At 60.6% G+C, this 17,099-nt stretch carries 18 protein-coding genes; 10 read left to right on the forward strand and 8 right to left on the reverse strand.

Annotated elements, in window-relative coordinates; genetic code table 11:
* Positions 1 to 5: 5 nt before the first annotated feature.
* From ACR0K4_RS15810 to ACR0K4_RS15820, 3 genes are read left to right on the forward strand one after another with little or no spacing between them, the layout of a single operon-like run.
* Positions 6 to 437: a nitrate reductase cytochrome c-type subunit gene (locus ACR0K4_RS15810; RefSeq protein ID WP_480519975.1), complete on the forward strand. Its 432-nt coding sequence runs from the start codon at positions 6 to 8 to the stop codon at positions 435 to 437.
* A gap of 29 nt (positions 438 to 466) precedes the next feature.
* Complete coding sequence (locus ACR0K4_RS15815; RefSeq protein ID WP_480519977.1) at positions 467 to 1,168, forward strand: NapC/NirT family cytochrome c; 702 nt, start codon at positions 467 to 469, stop codon at positions 1,166 to 1,168.
* Positions 1,169 to 1,180: 12 nt separating this feature from the next.
* A complete protein-coding gene (locus ACR0K4_RS15820; RefSeq protein ID WP_480519979.1) occupies positions 1,181 to 1,438 on the forward strand; it encodes a hypothetical protein in 258 nt (85 codons plus the stop codon).
* Positions 1,439 to 1,472: 34 nt separating this feature from the next.
* On the opposite strand, the gene ACR0K4_RS15825 is transcribed toward ACR0K4_RS15820, so the two are convergent.
* The gene (locus tag ACR0K4_RS15825) at positions 1,473 to 2,174 is read right to left on the reverse strand and encodes a Crp/Fnr family transcriptional regulator (protein WP_480519981.1); all 702 of its coding nucleotides are present in this window, start codon (positions 2,172 to 2,174) and stop codon (positions 1,473 to 1,475) included.
* A gap of 186 nt (positions 2,175 to 2,360) precedes the next feature.
* Here ACR0K4_RS15825 and hemA point away from each other — a divergent pair, with 186 nt between their 5' ends.
* Positions 2,361 to 3,584: a 5-aminolevulinate synthase gene (gene hemA, locus ACR0K4_RS15830; protein WP_480854790.1), complete on the forward strand. Its 1,224-nt coding sequence runs from the start codon at positions 2,361 to 2,363 to the stop codon at positions 3,582 to 3,584.
* A 61-nt stretch (positions 3,585 to 3,645) separates the two neighbouring features.
* Here the strand turns inward: hemA and ACR0K4_RS15835 are convergent, their stop codons facing one another.
* The 7 genes from ACR0K4_RS15835 to ACR0K4_RS15865 form a co-directional block, all read right to left on the reverse strand.
* Positions 3,646 to 3,933 carry a cytochrome C oxidase subunit IV family protein gene (locus ACR0K4_RS15835; RefSeq protein ID WP_480519983.1) on the reverse strand — a complete coding sequence of 96 codons (288 nt, stop codon included), beginning with the start codon at positions 3,931 to 3,933 and terminating at the stop codon, positions 3,646 to 3,648.
* A 5-nt stretch (positions 3,934 to 3,938) separates the two neighbouring features.
* Positions 3,939 to 4,487: a cytochrome c oxidase subunit 3 gene (locus ACR0K4_RS15840; protein ID WP_480854734.1), complete on the reverse strand. Its 549-nt coding sequence runs from the start codon at positions 4,485 to 4,487 to the stop codon at positions 3,939 to 3,941.
* Positions 4,484 to 6,406, reverse strand: coding sequence for a nitric oxide reductase activation protein NorD (locus ACR0K4_RS15845; RefSeq protein WP_480854735.1), 1,923 nt, complete (start codon positions 6,404 to 6,406; stop codon positions 4,484 to 4,486). Before ACR0K4_RS15845 ends, ACR0K4_RS15840 begins: the two co-directional genes overlap by 4 nt.
* A gap of 9 nt (positions 6,407 to 6,415) precedes the next feature.
* Positions 6,416 to 7,225 (reverse strand): AAA family ATPase, encoded by an 810-nt coding sequence (locus ACR0K4_RS15850; RefSeq protein WP_480854736.1) that lies wholly within the window; start codon positions 7,223 to 7,225, stop codon positions 6,416 to 6,418.
* Positions 7,226 to 7,230: 5 nt separating this feature from the next.
* Positions 7,231 to 8,598: a cbb3-type cytochrome c oxidase subunit I gene (locus ACR0K4_RS15855; protein WP_480854737.1), complete on the reverse strand. Its 1,368-nt coding sequence runs from the start codon at positions 8,596 to 8,598 to the stop codon at positions 7,231 to 7,233.
* Between the two features lie 16 nt (positions 8,599 to 8,614).
* A complete protein-coding gene (locus tag ACR0K4_RS15860; RefSeq protein ID WP_480854738.1) occupies positions 8,615 to 9,064 on the reverse strand; it encodes a c-type cytochrome in 450 nt (149 codons plus the stop codon).
* Between the two features lie 120 nt (positions 9,065 to 9,184).
* Positions 9,185 to 10,372, reverse strand: a complete 1,188-nt coding sequence (locus ACR0K4_RS15865) for an NnrS family protein (RefSeq protein ID WP_480854739.1) — start codon at positions 10,370 to 10,372, stop codon at positions 9,185 to 9,187.
* Between the two features lie 231 nt (positions 10,373 to 10,603).
* Between ACR0K4_RS15865 and ACR0K4_RS15870 the strand changes: the two genes are divergently transcribed.
* From ACR0K4_RS15870 to ACR0K4_RS15895, 6 genes are all read left to right on the forward strand, one after another.
* Entirely contained in the window at positions 10,604 to 12,280 is a 1,677-nt protein-coding gene (locus tag ACR0K4_RS15870) for a cytochrome D1 domain-containing protein (RefSeq protein WP_480519996.1), read from the forward strand.
* Between the two features lie 123 nt (positions 12,281 to 12,403).
* Positions 12,404 to 14,185 carry a NapC/NirT family cytochrome c gene (locus tag ACR0K4_RS15875; RefSeq protein WP_480519997.1) on the forward strand — a complete coding sequence of 594 codons (1,782 nt, stop codon included), beginning with the start codon at positions 12,404 to 12,406 and terminating at the stop codon, positions 14,183 to 14,185.
* A 49-nt stretch (positions 14,186 to 14,234) separates the two neighbouring features.
* Positions 14,235 to 14,642 (forward strand): plastocyanin/azurin family copper-binding protein, encoded by a 408-nt coding sequence (locus tag ACR0K4_RS15880; RefSeq protein ID WP_170714011.1) that lies wholly within the window; start codon positions 14,235 to 14,237, stop codon positions 14,640 to 14,642.
* Positions 14,643 to 14,834: 192 nt separating this feature from the next.
* Positions 14,835 to 15,596 (forward strand): uroporphyrinogen-III C-methyltransferase, encoded by a 762-nt coding sequence (gene cobA, locus ACR0K4_RS15885; RefSeq protein WP_480854740.1) that lies wholly within the window; start codon positions 14,835 to 14,837, stop codon positions 15,594 to 15,596.
* Entirely contained in the window at positions 15,589 to 15,957 is a 369-nt protein-coding gene (locus ACR0K4_RS15890; RefSeq protein ID WP_480854741.1) for a c-type cytochrome, read from the forward strand. Before cobA ends, ACR0K4_RS15890 begins: the two co-directional genes overlap by 8 nt.
* Positions 15,954 to 17,099: a cytochrome D1 domain-containing protein gene (locus tag ACR0K4_RS15895; protein WP_480854742.1), complete on the forward strand. Its 1,146-nt coding sequence runs from the start codon at positions 15,954 to 15,956 to the stop codon at positions 17,097 to 17,099. Before ACR0K4_RS15890 ends, ACR0K4_RS15895 begins: the two co-directional genes overlap by 4 nt.

Consider the following 17,099-nt stretch of genomic DNA (forward strand, 5'->3'; position numbering starts at 1 on the left):
CCAAGATGAACAAGTCGATCGTGACAGGCCTTACCGCCCTGATACCTACTTTGCTCGTGTGCGGGCTTGCGCTCGCACAATCCGCCGATGTCAACACTTTGCGTGGTGCGGAAGTTGATGAACCCGTCGCGCTGGATCAGATACACCGCAATGTCGAAGGCCGTGTTCAGCGAAACTATCGCCAGCAGCCGCCGCTGATCCCGCACAAGATCGACCAGTATCAGATCGATGTGCGCACCAATCAATGCCTGTCCTGCCATGACTGGACCAAGGCCGGTGAACGCAACGCGCCCACTCTGTCGATGACGCATTACCTGGACCGCGATGGTAACGAATTGGATCAGATTGCCGGCACCCGGTATTTCTGCAACCAGTGCCACGTGCCGCAGGTTGACGCGCCGCCTCTGGTCGACAACGTCTTCCAGCCCTCCAACTGATCCAACGTAAGTCTGAAAGGAGCACCGATATGGCCGACTCCCCCGAAAAACGCGGCTGGATCAGCCGCATCTGGAACGGGTTCTGGACCCCGGCGGCGCTGTTCAGCACCGGTTTTCTGCTGGTTGCGGGTTTTCTTGGTGGTATCCTGTTCTGGGGTGGGTTCCACTGGACATTGGAACTGACCAATACCGAAGAGTTCTGCGTTTCGTGTCACACGATGGAAACCAATCTGGGCGAATATCGCGAAACGATCCACTATAACAACCATTCGGGCGTGCGGGCGATCTGTTCGGATTGCCATGTGCCCAATGAATGGAACCACAAGATCAAAGCCAAGATCATGGCCGTCAAAGACGTCTATCATGAACTGGCAGGCACCATCAGCACCCCCGAGAAATACGAGGATCACCGCCTGAGCATGGCCTCGGCCGTGTGGAAAAAGATGAAGGAATCCGACAGCCGTGAGTGCCGTAACTGTCACAACTTTGACTATATGGACTTCACCATTCAGGAAACCCGTGCCGCATCCGAACACCAGCGTGCAATCGACACCGGTATGACCTGTATCGATTGCCACCAGGGGATCGCGCACAGCCTGCCGCCTGATTATCTGGATACTTATGAGAAAGTGACCGAAGGCTTGAGTGCGTCGAACGGTGACGCCCTGCAGAAACACGCCGCTGCGTCCGGGGATGATATCCGGACCTTCCTGAGCGACAGCAAGAACTAAGGGGCACACAAGATGCTTGAGATACTTGGAACCATCGGTGGCAATATCCTGAGCCTGCCCGGCATTCTCGGTCTGGCCCTGGGGATGATGACCCGGAAATTGTGGCTTGGTGCCGCGATGGGCGGTATTGTCGGCGTGCTTGAGACGCTGGTTTTTGCCGGTTGGCAATTCGCGAATGTCGAAACGATGGAACTTTTGATCGCCATCGTTGTCGGCGTGTGCGCGGGCAGCCTTGGCACGGGTCTTCGCATCAAAGGTGCAACTGCCTGAGTCTTATCCAGCCCGGCAGGTTCCGCTTGCCGGGCTAGCGTCCCCAATTCTCGGAGGGGTCGCTTTCGGCATAGTCACGCAGCAGGGTGATGTCCGAGATCTCCGCATGGTTGCGGTTGATTTTGACACCCACGGCTTTGAGCCGCGAAAACGCGCGGCTCAGGCTTTCGGGTTTCATGCCCAGACGACCGGCGATCAGCATCTTGTCGTACGGCAGTTCCACATCGCAGCCGCCTTCCTCGAGACTGCACAGACCCAGCAGAAATTCAGCCACCCTTTGCGCGCCGGTTTGCGCCTTGAGCTGTTCCAGCTGGGCGACCAGTGAATGCAGATGGGTGAAGGTCGCGGCCAGGATCGATATGCCGATCTCGGGGTCCTCTTTCATCAGGGATGTCAGGATCGGGCTGGGGATGTGCATGACCTGACAGGCGGAAACCGCCTCGGCCGAAACAGGGTAGGGTACGTTGCGCAGCGCAACGGCCTCGCCGAAACTGTCGCCTCGGGTGAAGACGCTGACCACCGCTTCGGCCCCTGTGGGTGTCATGCGAAACAGCTTGACCCAGCCATCCAGCACAACATGAATCGCCTGTGCGGTTTCTTCCTGCAGAAAGATCGTTTCGCCGCGATCATACTGACGCCAGATCGCATGGCTGAGCAGCGTTTCGACATGCTGATCCGGCAGGCTGCGCAGCAGCAGCGACTGACGCGCGATTGACTTTTGTGCCTCATGAGACATGAAGACGCCCCCGTTCCTTCCTGTCCGCGCCGAACGCACGGACTGTCCATCCCTGCATCAGGCTATGCCAAACCCCGACCAAGTACACCACCCTTATAATACCGCTTGAACTTGACAATTGTCATGTTCCGCCGTTCTGCGCTGCCTTATTCTCAGGTCAAGCCAGTAATCCGGGGAGCACGCAAGATGGACTACGAGCGTTTTTTTAGTCAGAGCCTTGAAGATCTGCGGGAAGAAGGAAATTACCGCGTTTTCATCGACTTGCAACGCCGTTGCGGATCGTTCCCGAACGCGCGTCAGACCGATGGTACGGTACAGCGGGACGTGCGTATCTGGTGTTCCAACGACTATCTTGGCATGGGTCAGCACCCATCTGTGATCGGCGCAATGCATGACGCATTGGACCGCTGCGGCGCAGGGGCCGGGGGCACGCGAAACATATCGGGCACCACTCACGACCACGTGCTGCTAGAGGCTGAACTGGCCGATCTGCACGGAAAAGAAGCCGCGCTTCTCTTTACTTCCGGATATGTTTCGAATTGGGCGGCCCTCGGTACTCTGGCCGCGAAAATCCCTGGGCTGATCGTATTTTCGGACGCGTTGAATCATGCGTCGATGATCGAAGGCATCCGTCATTCGCGCGCGCAGAAGGTGATCTGGAAGCACAATGATCTGGAAGACCTTGAGGCGAAACTGGCCGCCGCCGAACCCGGTGCGCCGAAGATGATCGCGTTCGAGTCGGTTTATTCGATGGATGGCGACATCGCCCCGATCAAAGAGATTTGCGATCTGGCCGACAAATACGGTGCGATGACTTATCTGGATGAGGTCCACGCCGTGGGCCTTTACGGCCCGCGCGGCGGCGGCATTGCCGAGCGCGAAGGTTTGATGGATCGGCTGACAGTGATCGAAGGTACTCTGGGTAAGGCCTTTGGTGTGGTCGGAGGCTATATCGCTGCATCCGCCGCGCTCTGCGACTTCGTGCGCAGCTTTGCCAGCGGCTTTATCTTTACCACCGCCCTGCCGCCCTCGATTGCCGCAGGTGCCGCGGCCTCGATCCGGCACCTCAAGCAGTCGAATACCGAGCGTGATCTGCAAAAAGCCCGCGTCGCTCAGGTGCGCGCCCGATTGGATGCAGAAGGTATCCCGCATCTGCCCAACCCCAGCCATATCATCCCGGTGATGGTGGGCGATCCGGTGAAATGCAAGTTCATCTCGGACACGCTGCTGGAAGAGTTCGGCATCTACATCCAGCCGATCAACTATCCCACGGTTCCAAAAGGCACCGAGCGCCTGCGGATCACGCCCTCGCCCGTGCATACGGATAAGGATATCGACCATCTGGTCGGCGCGTTGTCGGCCTTGTGGCAACGTTGTCAGATCGCTCGGATGCCGATGGCGGCCCAATAACCAAAAGCGCCCCCTCGCTTGGAAAAACGCCGCCTCTTTCAGGGGTGGCGTCTTTCTTTGTTCAGATCAGGTAAAGCGCGAAGATCAGCAGGGCGAAGGCTGTCAGAACAACCGTAAAGCCGCGCAACCAGGCGGGGCATTTCGCAAGGTCGAGATATTGCGCAAGGATGACGCGGGATTTGGCCAGTGCGAGGATCAGGATACCTGCGCCAAGGATGTTCGACGGGATTGGCGCCGTTGTCAGGATCGCTGATGTGACGCTGAGCGCTATTAACTTAAGCCATGCGCGTGTGAGAGGGGTCGGGAGCCTCCGGCGGGAGTATTTTTGAAAAGATGAAGCGGCGGGCATCGCGCTTATCCCAGCAGGTAGATCACGGGGAACAGCATGATCCAGACCAGATCGACCATGTGCCAGAACTGCGCGCCGGCCTCGATGTTCCGGGGATCGTCGCGCCATGCGACCAGCAGCAGGATGGCGATGCCGGCCAGTACATGCGCGGCGTGAAAGCCGGTGAGCAGGTAGTAGAACAGGAAAAACGGGTGGGTTTCGTAGGTGATGCCTTGCGCGGCTTTGCCTGCATATTCCGCGCCTTTTATGATCAGGAACAAAACGCCCAGCGCAGCCGCCGCGATCAGCGCCATTCGGGCGGCGGCGCGGCGCGCGGCTTGCCGCCATTGCAGAGCCTGCGCGGCAAGGTAGCCGGACGTAATCAGGACGGCGGTATTGAGCGCCGCGCCAGTGCGATAGAGATGCGATTGCGCCTCGGCAAAGCCCACCGGATCGGTCAGGCGCACTGCCATGAAGGCGATCAGCCCCGCGCCGAAGACCAGAAGTTCCGAGATGATCAGCACCCACATCAGCAACTCGCCCGGAAGCTCGTCGATGAGGGAAGTGCTGCTCATGCGCCGACCAGTTGGCGGTATATCTGCGGCAGCGCCATGGTCAGGCGGTGCGGGTCTGGGATGACGGCGAACCCGCCTTGACCGAACATACGGGGGAACCAGCTTTTGCCGGTTTTGTTGATGGTGACGCCAAAGACCGATCGCCCGGCGCGGCGCGCTTCGCGGATGGCCATGCAGGTGTCTTCTATGCCGTGACGGCCTTCGTAATGGTCCAGATCGTTGGGTTTGCCGTCGGTGATGACCAGAAGCAGACGACGTTTGCGGGATTGGTCCGCCAGATCGGCCGAGCAATGGCGGATCGCAGCGCCCAGCCTGGTGTAGTGGCCCGGGCGCAGCGACGCGATGCGTTGTTCAACTTTGGTGCCCATCGGCTCATCGAACCGCTTGCAGCGTTGCACGTAGACGCGCTGGCGTTTCAGCGAGCTGAAGGCGTGGATGGCGAAATCGTCTCCGCAGGCATTCAGGCCCCACGCCAAAGCGGCCAGCGCCTCGCGTTCGATATCGATCACGGCGCGGCCCGTGACGGCGCTTTCGGTGGAGCGGCTGACGTCCAGCAGGATCGAGACCGCCAGATCGCGCGCCTCGGGACGGGACTGCATCCAGATGCGTTCATTGCCTTCGCCGCTGGCATGGCGGTCGGTTTCGGCGCGCACGGCGGCTTCGATATCCAGCTGATCACCGTCCAGATGGCCTCGTGTCATCACGCGACCGGGGCGCAACGCCTCGAACTGGCGTTTGACGGCGCGGATGCGGCGGGCGGTGGCGGGGTCTTTGCCGAATTCAGCCGCATCCTCACGGATGTCGGCATCGGACAGCAATACGTTCACATGGTCCGGCAGGTACTGCCCGGTGCGCACATCCCATTCGGGATAGAGGATGCGGCCAGACAGGCGTTCGCGGTTCACGTCCTCGGGCGCGAGGTCCAAGTGCAGCTTCAGCTTCGTCGGCGGGGCCTTGGAGATCTGCCCCAGCCCGATTTCCTCCTGATCGTCAGCAGCTTTCTTGGCGTTGTCGGGGTCGTCGTCGTCGATGCGACGGTTGATATTCAGGAACTCGGCCCAGCTGAGGATCGCTTCGAACTTATGCAGGATGAAACTGTCGCTGCGGTTCGCCTGATCCGATTTACGGCGGCGGGCGCGGTGGGTTTTCTCACCCGATTCTTCGGGCTCACCTTCGGTGTCAGGGTTCTCGACTTCGTTATGTTCGGAAAAGCCAACGGCGCGCAGTTCGGGCCACAGGGGCACCGGGCGCATCGGCTGATAGCCACGCGGGGCGGTCAGGTCATCGTCCAGCGCCAGTAGCTGTTCAGCTTTCTCAGACAGCGGCGCGGAGTCGCCCAGCATATGGCGAACCAGTTCCTCAACCGCAGCCTCAACCGGCGGCAGGCCGGGAATGTCGCGGTGGTGCAGGACACCTTTGCAAAGCTCGACATAAAGCGGACGCAAGCCGGGGGCGTCGTCCAGCGTCGCTGCGACCATGTCCTGCGCTGCCATCAACGCGCGCAGATCGGCGCGCAGCGGATCATCTTCGTCAATTCGTGTTCCGGCATGGGCGGCAGCGGCGGCCAGCCAGACATAAAGCGCGCCATTGGCCTCGCGCGCAGGGAATACGGCAAGCCGGTCGGGCAGGCGCAGAACTTCGCCGTCGAAGGACGCGCGCGGCATCAACTCGGCCTCGGTTGCCAGTTTGCGACGCCAACTCAGGCGGTGGCGTGAAATCTCGGGTGAGACCGGGCGCAATTCAACGCCCGGGCTACCCCCAAGTCCTCGGAAGAGGACGGCCAGCCGCCCCGCGACCTCTGAGAGGTCGACCGCGGCTCCATCATGCACCAAAGGTGCATCGAGGCGGCTGGCAAGGGTGTGCCACAGTTTCCCGATCGTTTCTTCGGGTTCCCATGGCTCAAAATCGATCCTGACCATCGGCCGGCCTCACCCAAAGACAGCCGTGACAAGATCGAGGAGCCCGCGTTTGATGTCCTCATCATCCGTCAGAGGTTCAACCATAGCGGCGAGGATGGCGCGGTCGGTGGACATGCCCTGCGCGATCAGCGTCGCGGCATAGACGACCAGACGGGTGGAGACGCCTTCCTCAAGGTCCTGACCCTTGAGCCCGCGCAGCTTGTTCGCCAGCCGAATCAGCGGCTTGCAACGTTCCAGCGGCAGGCCGCTTTCCTGCGCGACAATCTCGGCCTCCATCTCAGGCGAAGGGAAGTCGAACTCCAGCGAGATAAACCGCTGACGGGTCGAGGGTTTCAGGGTTTTCAGGATATTCTGGTATCCGGGGTTATACGAGGCAACCAGCATGAAGCCGGGCGCGGCCTCAAGCTCCTCGCCGGTGCGGTCGATCGGCAGGATGCGCCGGTCGTCGGTCAGCGGGTGCAGCACGACAGTCACGTCCTTGCGGGCTTCGACCACCTCATCAAGGTAGCAGATCGCGCCTTCGCGCACCGCGCGGGTCAGGGGGCCATCGACCCAGACGGTTTCGCCACCTTTCAGCAGATAGCGCCCGATCAGGTCAGCAGCGGCAAGGTCATCGTGGCAGGCCACGGTATAGAGCGGGCGGCCAAGCTTGGCGGCCATGTGGGCCACAAAGCGGGTTTTGCCGCAGCCTGTCGGGCCTTTCAGCAGAACCGGCAGGTCGTTGGTGTAAGCGGCGCAGAAGACATCGCATTCATCGCCCTGGGCGAGGTAGAAGGGGGCGTCAGCCGCCCCCTCAGTCAGTTTCATGGAGCCGTCCATAGTCATCACTCCGCAGGGGTTTCGGCTGCGCCGGGTTCAATGATCTCTTTCCGGGGAACCCAGATCGAGTAGATGAACAGCAGCGCACCAAGGACCACGACGATGCCAGAGCCAAGGCGCATCCAGTAGAAGATGGCGACCTGATCCTGCACATCCATGAAGTAGTCGCCTACAACACGCTGCATGTGCGTCTGAACGGTACCGGCGAAGGTCAGCACGAAGGTCATGAAGACCATGCCGCTGGTCATCAGCCAGAACGAGCCCATGTTCAGAACCTGATTATAGGGATCGCGGTTCTTGAGGATCGGCATTGCATAGCTGAAGATCGCCAGATTGAGGCAGACATAGGCACCGTAGAAGGCCAGGTGACCGTGGGCTGCAGTGATCTGCGTGCCGTGGGTATAGTAGTTCACCCCGTGCAGCGTATGCAGGAAGCCCCAGACACCGGCACCGAAGAAGGCCAATGTGGCACAACCCAGCGACCACAGCAGTGCGGCCTTGTTGGGATGGTCCCGGCGGCCCTTCCAGACCATGACGAAGGCAAAGGCCATCATCGCAAAGAACGGGATCACTTCGAGGCTTGAGAAGATCGACCCGATCCACTGCCAATAGCCGGGGGTGCCGATCCAGTAGTAATGGTGACCGGTGCCAAGGATGCCCGAGAACAGTGCCGCGGCGACGATGACATAGAGCCATTTCTCGACGATCTCGCGGTCCACACCGGTCAGCTTGAGCATCAGATAGGCCAGGATCGAGGCCATGATCAGCTCCCACACACCTTCAACCCACAGGTGGACGACGTACCACCAGTATTGCTTGTCCAAGGACAGGTTGCCGGGGTTGTAGAAGGCAAACAGGAACAGCAGCGCCAGACCCCACAGACCCAACAACAGGATGTTGGTGATGGCGGTCTTCTTGCCCTTCAGCACGGTCATCGACACGTTGTAAAGGAAGATCAGCGCGGCCACGACGATGCCCGCCTTGACCCATTTGGGCTGTTCAAGGAACTCGCGCCCCTCTTTGCCCAGCAGCCAGTTGCCTTCAAACAGGTTGAAGACATAGGTCACAACCACGCCCAAAGTGCCGACCACAAGAATGATCAGCTGCAGATAGGCCAGCTTGGGCGAGTGGATCTCGCGTTCTGCTTCTTCCGGGATCAGAAAGTAGGCCGCCCCGAAGAACCCAAGGATCAGCCAGACGATCAGAGAGTTGGTGTGCAGCATCCGCACGATGTTGAACGGCAGAAGCTCGCTCAGAAAGTTCGGGAAGACATAGATCAGACCGGCCAGCAGGCCGCCGATCACCTGTATCGCGAACAGGCCCATGGCTACGGCAAAGTAGGCGTAGGCGATTTTTTGGGATTCGTATTTCATTGTCCTTGTCCCTTTCTCAGCCCGCCTCGTTGGGCGGCCAGCCCTGCGCGTCGATATTGTCCGTCCAGATCAGGAAGTTGGTCAGATCGCGCAGCTCGTCGTCGCTGAGGTTGAAATTGGGCATCTGCCGACGACCGGGAATGCCGGTCGGTTGTGCTTCCATCCAGCCCTTGAGCGAGTCAAAGGCCGATTCCGGGTCGTCCAGGACACCCCAGCGGGTCATCACATTGCCAACCTCGGGGGCAAAGTAGGCCCCTTCGCCGAGGATCGAGTGACAGTTGATGCAGGCGTGTTTTTCCCAGACATGCTTGCCCCGAACCACACTTTCATCGAGCTTTGCCGAGTTCTCGGAATTCACGATGTAATAGTGCGAATGGGCCGACAGGGCCAGAAAGATGAGGATGAAGAACAGGGACCCGCCATAGAATATGTTGCGAGCCATGCTCTTTGTCATGACTTCTCGCATTGCGCTCTCCTTTGCGCAGATTAGTTCGTATGGTGACAATGGCGGTTGGGCCGCGGGGCTTCCTTAACGAAAGTCAAGACTGCGTGAGGGAATGGTTAAGACCACGGAATATATGAATATTCAGGCTGTGCGTGGACCGGTCAGGGCCGACCACATGGCGATCAGATAGAGCGCAAAGGCCCCGATCCACAGCCCATCCACCAGTAGCATCACGGTCAGATAGCCAGTGGTCAGATCCGACCCCACCCATCTGAGAATCGCCGCCAGCGCCATCAGCCCATAGGCCACCGCCATCGGCGGCGGCGCGATCAGCGCCCGCCCGCTATGACCCAGCGCGGCGCGGCTCATGACCGCCAGGGTCATGCCGCCAACGCAGCCGATGCCCAGTACATGCAGCGCCGCGATTTCGTTACCGATACCCAGCAGGGACAGGCCCCACAGGATCAAGCCCAGCGCCAGCATCCCCAGCCCGACATGCAGCGCGATCAGGATCGGCTGACGCAGCGCCCAGACCGACCGCCAACGCACCATCCGCAGGATCTGCACCGCGCCAAGCAGCAGCGCGACCACGCCGGTTACCGGGCCGAGGCCCAGCACAAGCGCGCTCAGCGGGAGCACAAGGGCAATGATCATTCCGGCCTTGTCCAGCGCCGCCACCGAGACGGGCCACGCCGCCTCGGGCGCGCCGTCGCGTTTCATTGCGTTGCGGGTGAAGGCGGGGGTGATCCGCCCGCCCAGAATCGCGATCATCGAACATAAGGTCAGCAACCCTGCGCGCAGGCCGAGATTCAAGGTATCATCGGTGACCCCGATCCACTCCAGATGAGTCAGAAGATTGGCAACCCAGATCAGGTTGAGCAGCAGCAGGAACACCATATTCTGCGGTTTTGGGCGTCGGATCAGCTGAGTCGCGATCTTCGCTGCCAGAATCGGCACGAAGGCCAGATCAAGCACAGCTACCAGCACCGGCGGCACCACGCCCGAGAACCACATCGCCAGACGGCCCAGCAGCCACAGGCCCGCGGCCAGGGTGATGAACCGGGCGCGCGCCTCGGGCGCTCCGGTCCAGTTTGGCACGGCAGTCAGGAAAAACCCGCCCAGCGCGGCGGTCGAATAGCCAAAGATCATCTCATGCGCGTGCCACATCGGTGGGGTCATCGCATAAGAAGGATCAGCGTAGGGCACCGCCCCGGTCTGCGTCATGAGCCAGATACCCCAGACGCCGCCCACGAACAGGCCATAAAGCCCGGCGGATAGGAAAAACACCCGAAACCCCTCGCCCAAAACGCGTGCGATGACTGCCGACATGCCTGCTCTCCTCGGCCCTGATGGCGTTGGCGCAAACCCTAGCGGGGATCGGATCGGGTTGACTTAACCAAGATCAAGAAGGGCAAAAGATATCTCAAAAACCTTTGTTTTGCGGGGCCGTTTTTTGGTCCCGCAGCCCAGTTTGCGCGCCTTCCGTTGACTTTCGTCAAGGATGACATCCGCGTGATGTCCCACCCTAGGACCTGCCTCACCAGCAAACGGAGAGTGATCATGTCACTTGGAATCAGCTACACAAAAGCCAGCCGCACTCTGGGTGTTGGTCTGGCGATGCTGCTGGGTTCTGCGGCCGCACCGGTCCTGGCCCAAGAGCCTACATTGAGCGATGAAGCCTTTGAATCCTCCAAGCAGCTTTACTTTGAACAATGCGCGGGCTGCCACGGCGTCCTGCGTAAAGGTGCTACCGGTAAAGGGCTGGAGCCGCACTGGAAGAAAACCGCAGCCGATGGCACGGTGACCGAAGGCGGGACCCTGCAACTGGGTCAGGAACGCCTTGAGAAAATTATCGCCTGGGGTACCGAAGGCGGGATGAACAACTTCTCGGACATCATGACCGAAGATCAGATCCGGGACATGGCGACCTACATCATGATGGAGCCGCCGAAACCGCCTGAGATGTCGCTGGATCAGATGAAGGCGACCCGCAAGGTCTATGTCGAAGAAGCCGACTATCCGACCGAGCCGCTGCACGGCCGTAACTGGGAAAACTTCTTTGTCGTCATCGAGCGTGACGTGGGTAAAGTTGCCATCATCGACGGTGACACCAAAGAGGTGCTGGTTCACATTCCCACCGGCTATGCGGTGCATGTGATCAAGGCGTCCGAGCACCACAAGCTGGAAGAACCCGAAAACCCGGGCCGTTTCTGGTACACGATGGGCCGCGACGGCAAGATGACCAAGATCGACCTCTGGCAGACGCCGGACAAGATGTTGGTGTCCGAAGTCAAGATCGCCTACGACGCGCGTGACGTGGCCATTTCTGGCGACGGCAAATACGTGATCGGTGGGGGCTACTGGCCGCCCCACTTCGCGATCGTCGACGCGGTGACGATGGAGCCGCTCAAGGTTGTCTCGACCCGTGGTGTGAACATCGACGGGGACTATGTCGAAGAAAGCCGCGTGGCCGCGATTTACACCACCCCGAACGAGCCAAGCTGGCTGGTCGCGGTGAAAGAGCTGGGCCAGATGTGGCAGGTCGACTATTCCGATATCGACAACCTGCGCATCGACAAGATCGACACTGCCAAGTTCCTGCACGACGGGTTCTTTGACCCGACAGGCCGTTACTTCCAGATTGCCGCAAACGCGTCGAACAAGATGGTTGTTGTCGATACCAAGACCCGCAAGCTGGAATCGCTGATCGACGTTGCCGCCCTGCCGCACCCCGGCCCCGGCGCCAACTGGAACGATCCCAATTGCGGACCTGTGGCCGGTACGACTCACCTTGGCGTGGGCACCGTGACCGTCTGGGGCAACGACCCCGAGAACCGTCCGGACGACGCCTGGAAGGTCTGCTACGAAGTTGAAACCGACGGCCCCGGCCTGTTCATCCGTACCCACCCCAACTCGAAATATGTGTGGGCGGACCAGACCAAACACCCTGAGCCCGAGATTCAGCAATCGGTTCAGGTCATCGACAAGGAAACCGGTGAGATCGTGAAAACGATCCAGTTGACCGAACAGGAAGGCCACGCCGCCGTCCACTTCGAGTTCAACGCAGACGGAACCGAGGTCTGGGTGTCCAACTGGAACCTGGCGGACTCGAAAGAGCCCAACGGTGAGATCGTGATCTACGATGCGGAGACGCTGGAAGAGAAAGCGCGCATCAAGGGCCTGTTCGCACCGACCGGTAAGTTCAACGTCTACAACCGTTCGAACCACGTCACCTGACGGGTTCAGCACCTGACACCGGAAAGGGCGGGCCCCTCGCCCGCCCTTTCCACGTTTGACACATCAGCCAAATCCACAGGCCTGACACCGAAGGCCAGAGAAGAAAGCCAACGGAGACCGGATATGACCTCGGAACCGGAAAAGAAAAAACCGATCTGGCGCCGGTATTTCCTGTGGGGAATGCCCGTGGCCGGCATCGCCGCGGCCTTTGCTGCCGGCATCATCTTCTGGGGCGGGTTCAACACCGCCATGGAAGCGACCAACACCAAGGAATTCTGCGTCTCGTGCCACGAGATGCGCGATTTCGTCTACGAAGAATACACCGGCACGATCCATGACGTGAACCGGTCGGGCGTCGGTGCCGTCTGTTCCGATTGCCACGTGCCGAAGGACTGGACGCATAAGATCATCCGCAAGATCAAGGCCAGCAAAGAGCTGTATGGCAAGATGGTCGGCACCATCAACACCCGCGAGAAGTTCGAAGCCAAGCGCGTGCATCTGGCGATGAATGAATGGGAGCGGATGAAGGCCACCGACTCGCGGGAATGCCGCAACTGTCACGATTTCGAATCGATGATGCCCGAGTTCCAGAAACCCCGTGCACGTCAGCAGCACCTGAACGCGATGACCGTGGGTCAGACCTGTATCGACTGCCACAAGGGGATTGCCCACTCGGATGCCCGCGACCGGGCCGAGGAAGAGTATCTGGAGCAGCTCGAAGCCCCGAACCCCGACTTTATCCGCGAAATCCCGGCCGAATATCTGGCCAGCCTTGAGCGGATCGAAGCCAAGGAAGCGGCTGAAGCCGAGGCTGAGAAAGCCGCCCGCGCAGCGCAGCAAGAAGCCGTGCAGGCGCAGATCGCAGCCGCTGTGGATGCCGCCGTGGCCGAGGAACGTGCCAAGGCCGCAGGGCAAGAGGCCGCAACGCCCTCAGCCGGCGGTGATGTCGCGACCAATATCGACTGGGCTGCAGTGGCAGGCACCGACCTGAAACTGTTCTACCCCGGTCAGGCCTCGTTTGAATGGGTACAAAACGGCAAGTTCCACGGTGGTGCGCGTCCTCTGACCAAAGGCGGTGATCAATGCACGACCTGCCACGCCAAGGAACTGGACACGATCGGCAACAAGATCGTTGCAGGGGGTGAGTTGGAACCAACGCCGATCCCCGGTAAGCGCGGCGTGATCGACGCGACGGTTCAAGCGGCCCATGATGACGAGAACCTGTATATCCGACTGCAATGGCCGGATGCGGGCCACAACCCGGCACCCTTCGTCGATGGCGGCAAGATGGACCCCGATAACCAGATCAAGGTGGCGATGATGATCACCGGAACGGGGATCGAAATGGGTGATCAGGTGGGCTGCTGGGCCTCGTGCCACGCCGACAACACCTACATGCCCTTTGATCCCGGCGCCGAGGCGATTGCCGCCAACGGTGATTTCACCAGCCGCATGACAACGCAGGACACCGTGACCAAGTACATCAGCGAAAGCCGCACCGAGGTCGACACCAAAGGCCGCCGTGGCAAACCGATGGGCGGCTGGGACAAGCTGCACGCGGCCGAACAGATCGAGCAGTATCTGGCCGACGGCACCTATCTGGACCTGATGCGTGTCTATGCCGACGGCAGCGCCACCAACGGCTATCTGCTGGAACAGCGCGTGGTCAATGACGGTGAAATCGCCGCCTCGGCCAGCCTGGAGGGCGGCACCTGGACGGTGGTCTTCACCCGGCCGCTGAACTCGGGCGCAGCAGGTGATGTGCCGCTGGAACCCGGTCAGACCTATACGGTCGGCTTTGCCATCCACGATGACTTTGCCGCTGCACGGTTCCACCATGTGACGCTGGATACCAGCCTGGCGCTGGATGATGACAGCGCCTTCATCAACGTGGTCAAACAGTAACGGATCGGGGCCGGACAGTCCGGCCCCTTCCCAACCCAAGGAGAGGTCGATGAAACCCCAAAACCTTCTTCCTGCCCTGCTGCTTCTGGCCTCCCCCGCGCTGGCAGCGGATGACGACATCGCCGCCACCTGCGCCGAGGCCGAAGAGCGTTATGTCGAACTGTTCGGCCAGCCCTCGTCTGCTGTCGAAGATGCCGAGGTGGTGCTGATGTACAAGTACCTGTTCTGCCCGGTTGAACTGACAGTCAAGGCAGGCACCACCGTGCGCTGGGTGAACGTCGATAAACGCACCAGCCATTCGGTTCTGCTGAAAGATGGCAGCGAACCCGAAAGTGACCGGTTGTTTCCTGAGGAATCGGTTGATCTGACCTTTCTCACCCCCGGGCCGCAGGACTACCTGTGCGGACCGCATTGGGAGACGCAGAACATGATCGGAATGATCACCGTCGAACCCTGAGCCGAGGCAATCATACAGGCATGAGAGTGAGGAGCGTGGGCGCAAAACCCGCGCTCCTTAACTTATGTCAAGGAGGTTTGTTTTCGATTCCGCCAGTCTGCACAGCATGACACGCCCGGCTCACCCAGCAACGTCACCAGATCGCGCAGGACCTTCGGGCTCAAAGAACATTCAGACCAAGCGAGTTCACACATGAGCGGTAAGGTTTTTCTGATTGGCGCAGGCCCCGGCGACCCCGAACTGATGACCCTGCGCGCCCTGCGGATGCTGCAAGAGGCGGATGTGGTGGTTTACGACCGTCTGGTCTCGGCCGACATTCTGAACCTGCACGCGGATGACGCGCGGCTGATCCCGGTGGGCAAGGCGCCCAAGTGCCATACGGTGCCGCAGGATCGCATCAACGAGATTTTGGTTGAAGAGGCCAGCGCCGGTCACACGGTCGCGCGGCTGAAAGGCGGCGATCCGATGATCTTTGGCCGTGGCTCGGAAGAGGCCGCGTATCTGATGGCAAATGGCATCCCGGTCGAATACGCGCCGGGGATCACGGCCGCGCAGGGCGCGTCCTGCTCGACCGGCGTACCGCTGACCCATCGCGGGCTTGCGACCTCGGTGCAATACGTCACCGGGCACCGGCAGGCCGACAAGGTGCTGGATCTGGACTGGAAACGTCTTGCTGACCCCGACTCGACGCTGGTCGTCTATATGGGCGTTGCCAATATCGGCCAAATCGCCATGGGGCTGATGACCGAGAACCTGCCCGGCTCGACCCCCGTTCTGGCCGTTGGCAAAGCCACCACGCCCGACGAGCGCCGCATGGTGTCCCGACTGGACCGATTGGCCGCCGATGTGCGTGAGGCTGATCTGAAAGCGCCCACGCTGTTCATCATCGGCAATGTGGTTTCGCTATACGCAGAACAGCCTGTGGCTGAGTTATTGGAGCAGGCTCATGGCTAAGCTTGGCCGTAGAAAGCCGGCACAGCGACCATCGGCGGGACACAAGGGTTGGACCGCGCGCGCCACCCTCTCGACGGCTGTGCTTGTGGCCACAACGGCCTTTGCCGCCGACACGCTCGACCCCAACGCCCTAAAACGCCTTGTGCATCAGGATTGCGGCTCGTGCCACGGGCTGTCTCTGAAAGGCGGCCTTGGTCCCGATCTGCGATCCGAAACCCTTGAACACTACGACGCCGAGGTTCTGACCGGCGTGATCCTCGATGGCATCCCCGACACTGCGATGCCCCCATGGCGGCCCCTGATCAGCGAAGAAGAGGCCGAATGGATCGCCCGTTACCTGCTGGCACAGGAGGCACAATGAAACAGCTTATCCTCACCCTCGCCGCCACCCTGCTGATGACCACCGCGCAGGCGGAACCCACCGCGACAGGTGATCTGGGCCTTGTGATCGAACGCGCCAAGGGCTCGGTCCTGCTGGTCGATCAATCCGACCGCGCCGCGCTGGCCCGGATCGAGGGGCTGGGCGACCTGTCCCATGCCTCGCTAGTCTATTCGCCCGATGAACGCTTTGCTTATGTCTTCGGCCGTGACGGCGGGCTGACCAAGGTCGATATCGTCACCCGTCAGATCGTGAACCGCGTGGTGCAGGCTGGCAATGCCATCGGCGGTGCGATTTCGGATGACGGTAAACTGGTCGCCGTGTCGAACTATGAACCCGGCGGCGTGCGTGTCTTTGATGCGGACACGCTGGAAATGGTCGCCGACATTCCTACTGAAAGCAAAACTATCGGTCTGGTCGACGCGCCGGGTCGCCGGTTCGTGTTCACCATGTGGGACACGGGTGAGACCTGGATTGCCGACTTCGCCGAGGGCGACCCTGCGATCACCAAGATCCCCGACATGGGCAAGAACCCCTACGACGCGCTGATCACCGCCAATGGCCGGACCTATATCACCGGCCTGTTTGGCGAGGACGGTCTGACCGCGCTAGACCTGTGGGCCGAGACGCCCGAACCCATCCGCGTTTTGCCCAACTACGGGCGCGGGCAAGAGGAAATGCCGGTCTACAAGATGCCCCACCTCGAAGGCTGGGCGCTGACGGGGCGCGAGTTCGTGCTGCCCGCCGTCGGCCACCATGAGGTTCTGTGGATCGACGCCGACACCCTGACTGAAACCGGGCGCACGCAAACCCACGGCCAGCCGGTCTTTGCCATGGCACGGCCTGACGGGCGGCAGGTCTGGGTGAATTTTGCCCACCCGCTGAACGATACGATTCAGGTCATTGATTCAGTGACCAAAGAAATCATCCACGAATTCAAACCGGGCCCCGCCGTGCTGCATATGGAGTTCACGCCACGCGGGCATGAGGTCTGGATCAGCGTGCGCGATGCCAACAAGGTCATGGTCTACGACACGCAGAGCTTCGAGAAACTGCGCGAGATCGAGGCCGACAGCCCCTCCGGCATTTTCTTCACCGCCCGCGCGCACAGAACGGGGCTGTAA

The sequence above is a fragment of the Ruegeria sp. K11 genome (assembly GCF_056531905.1).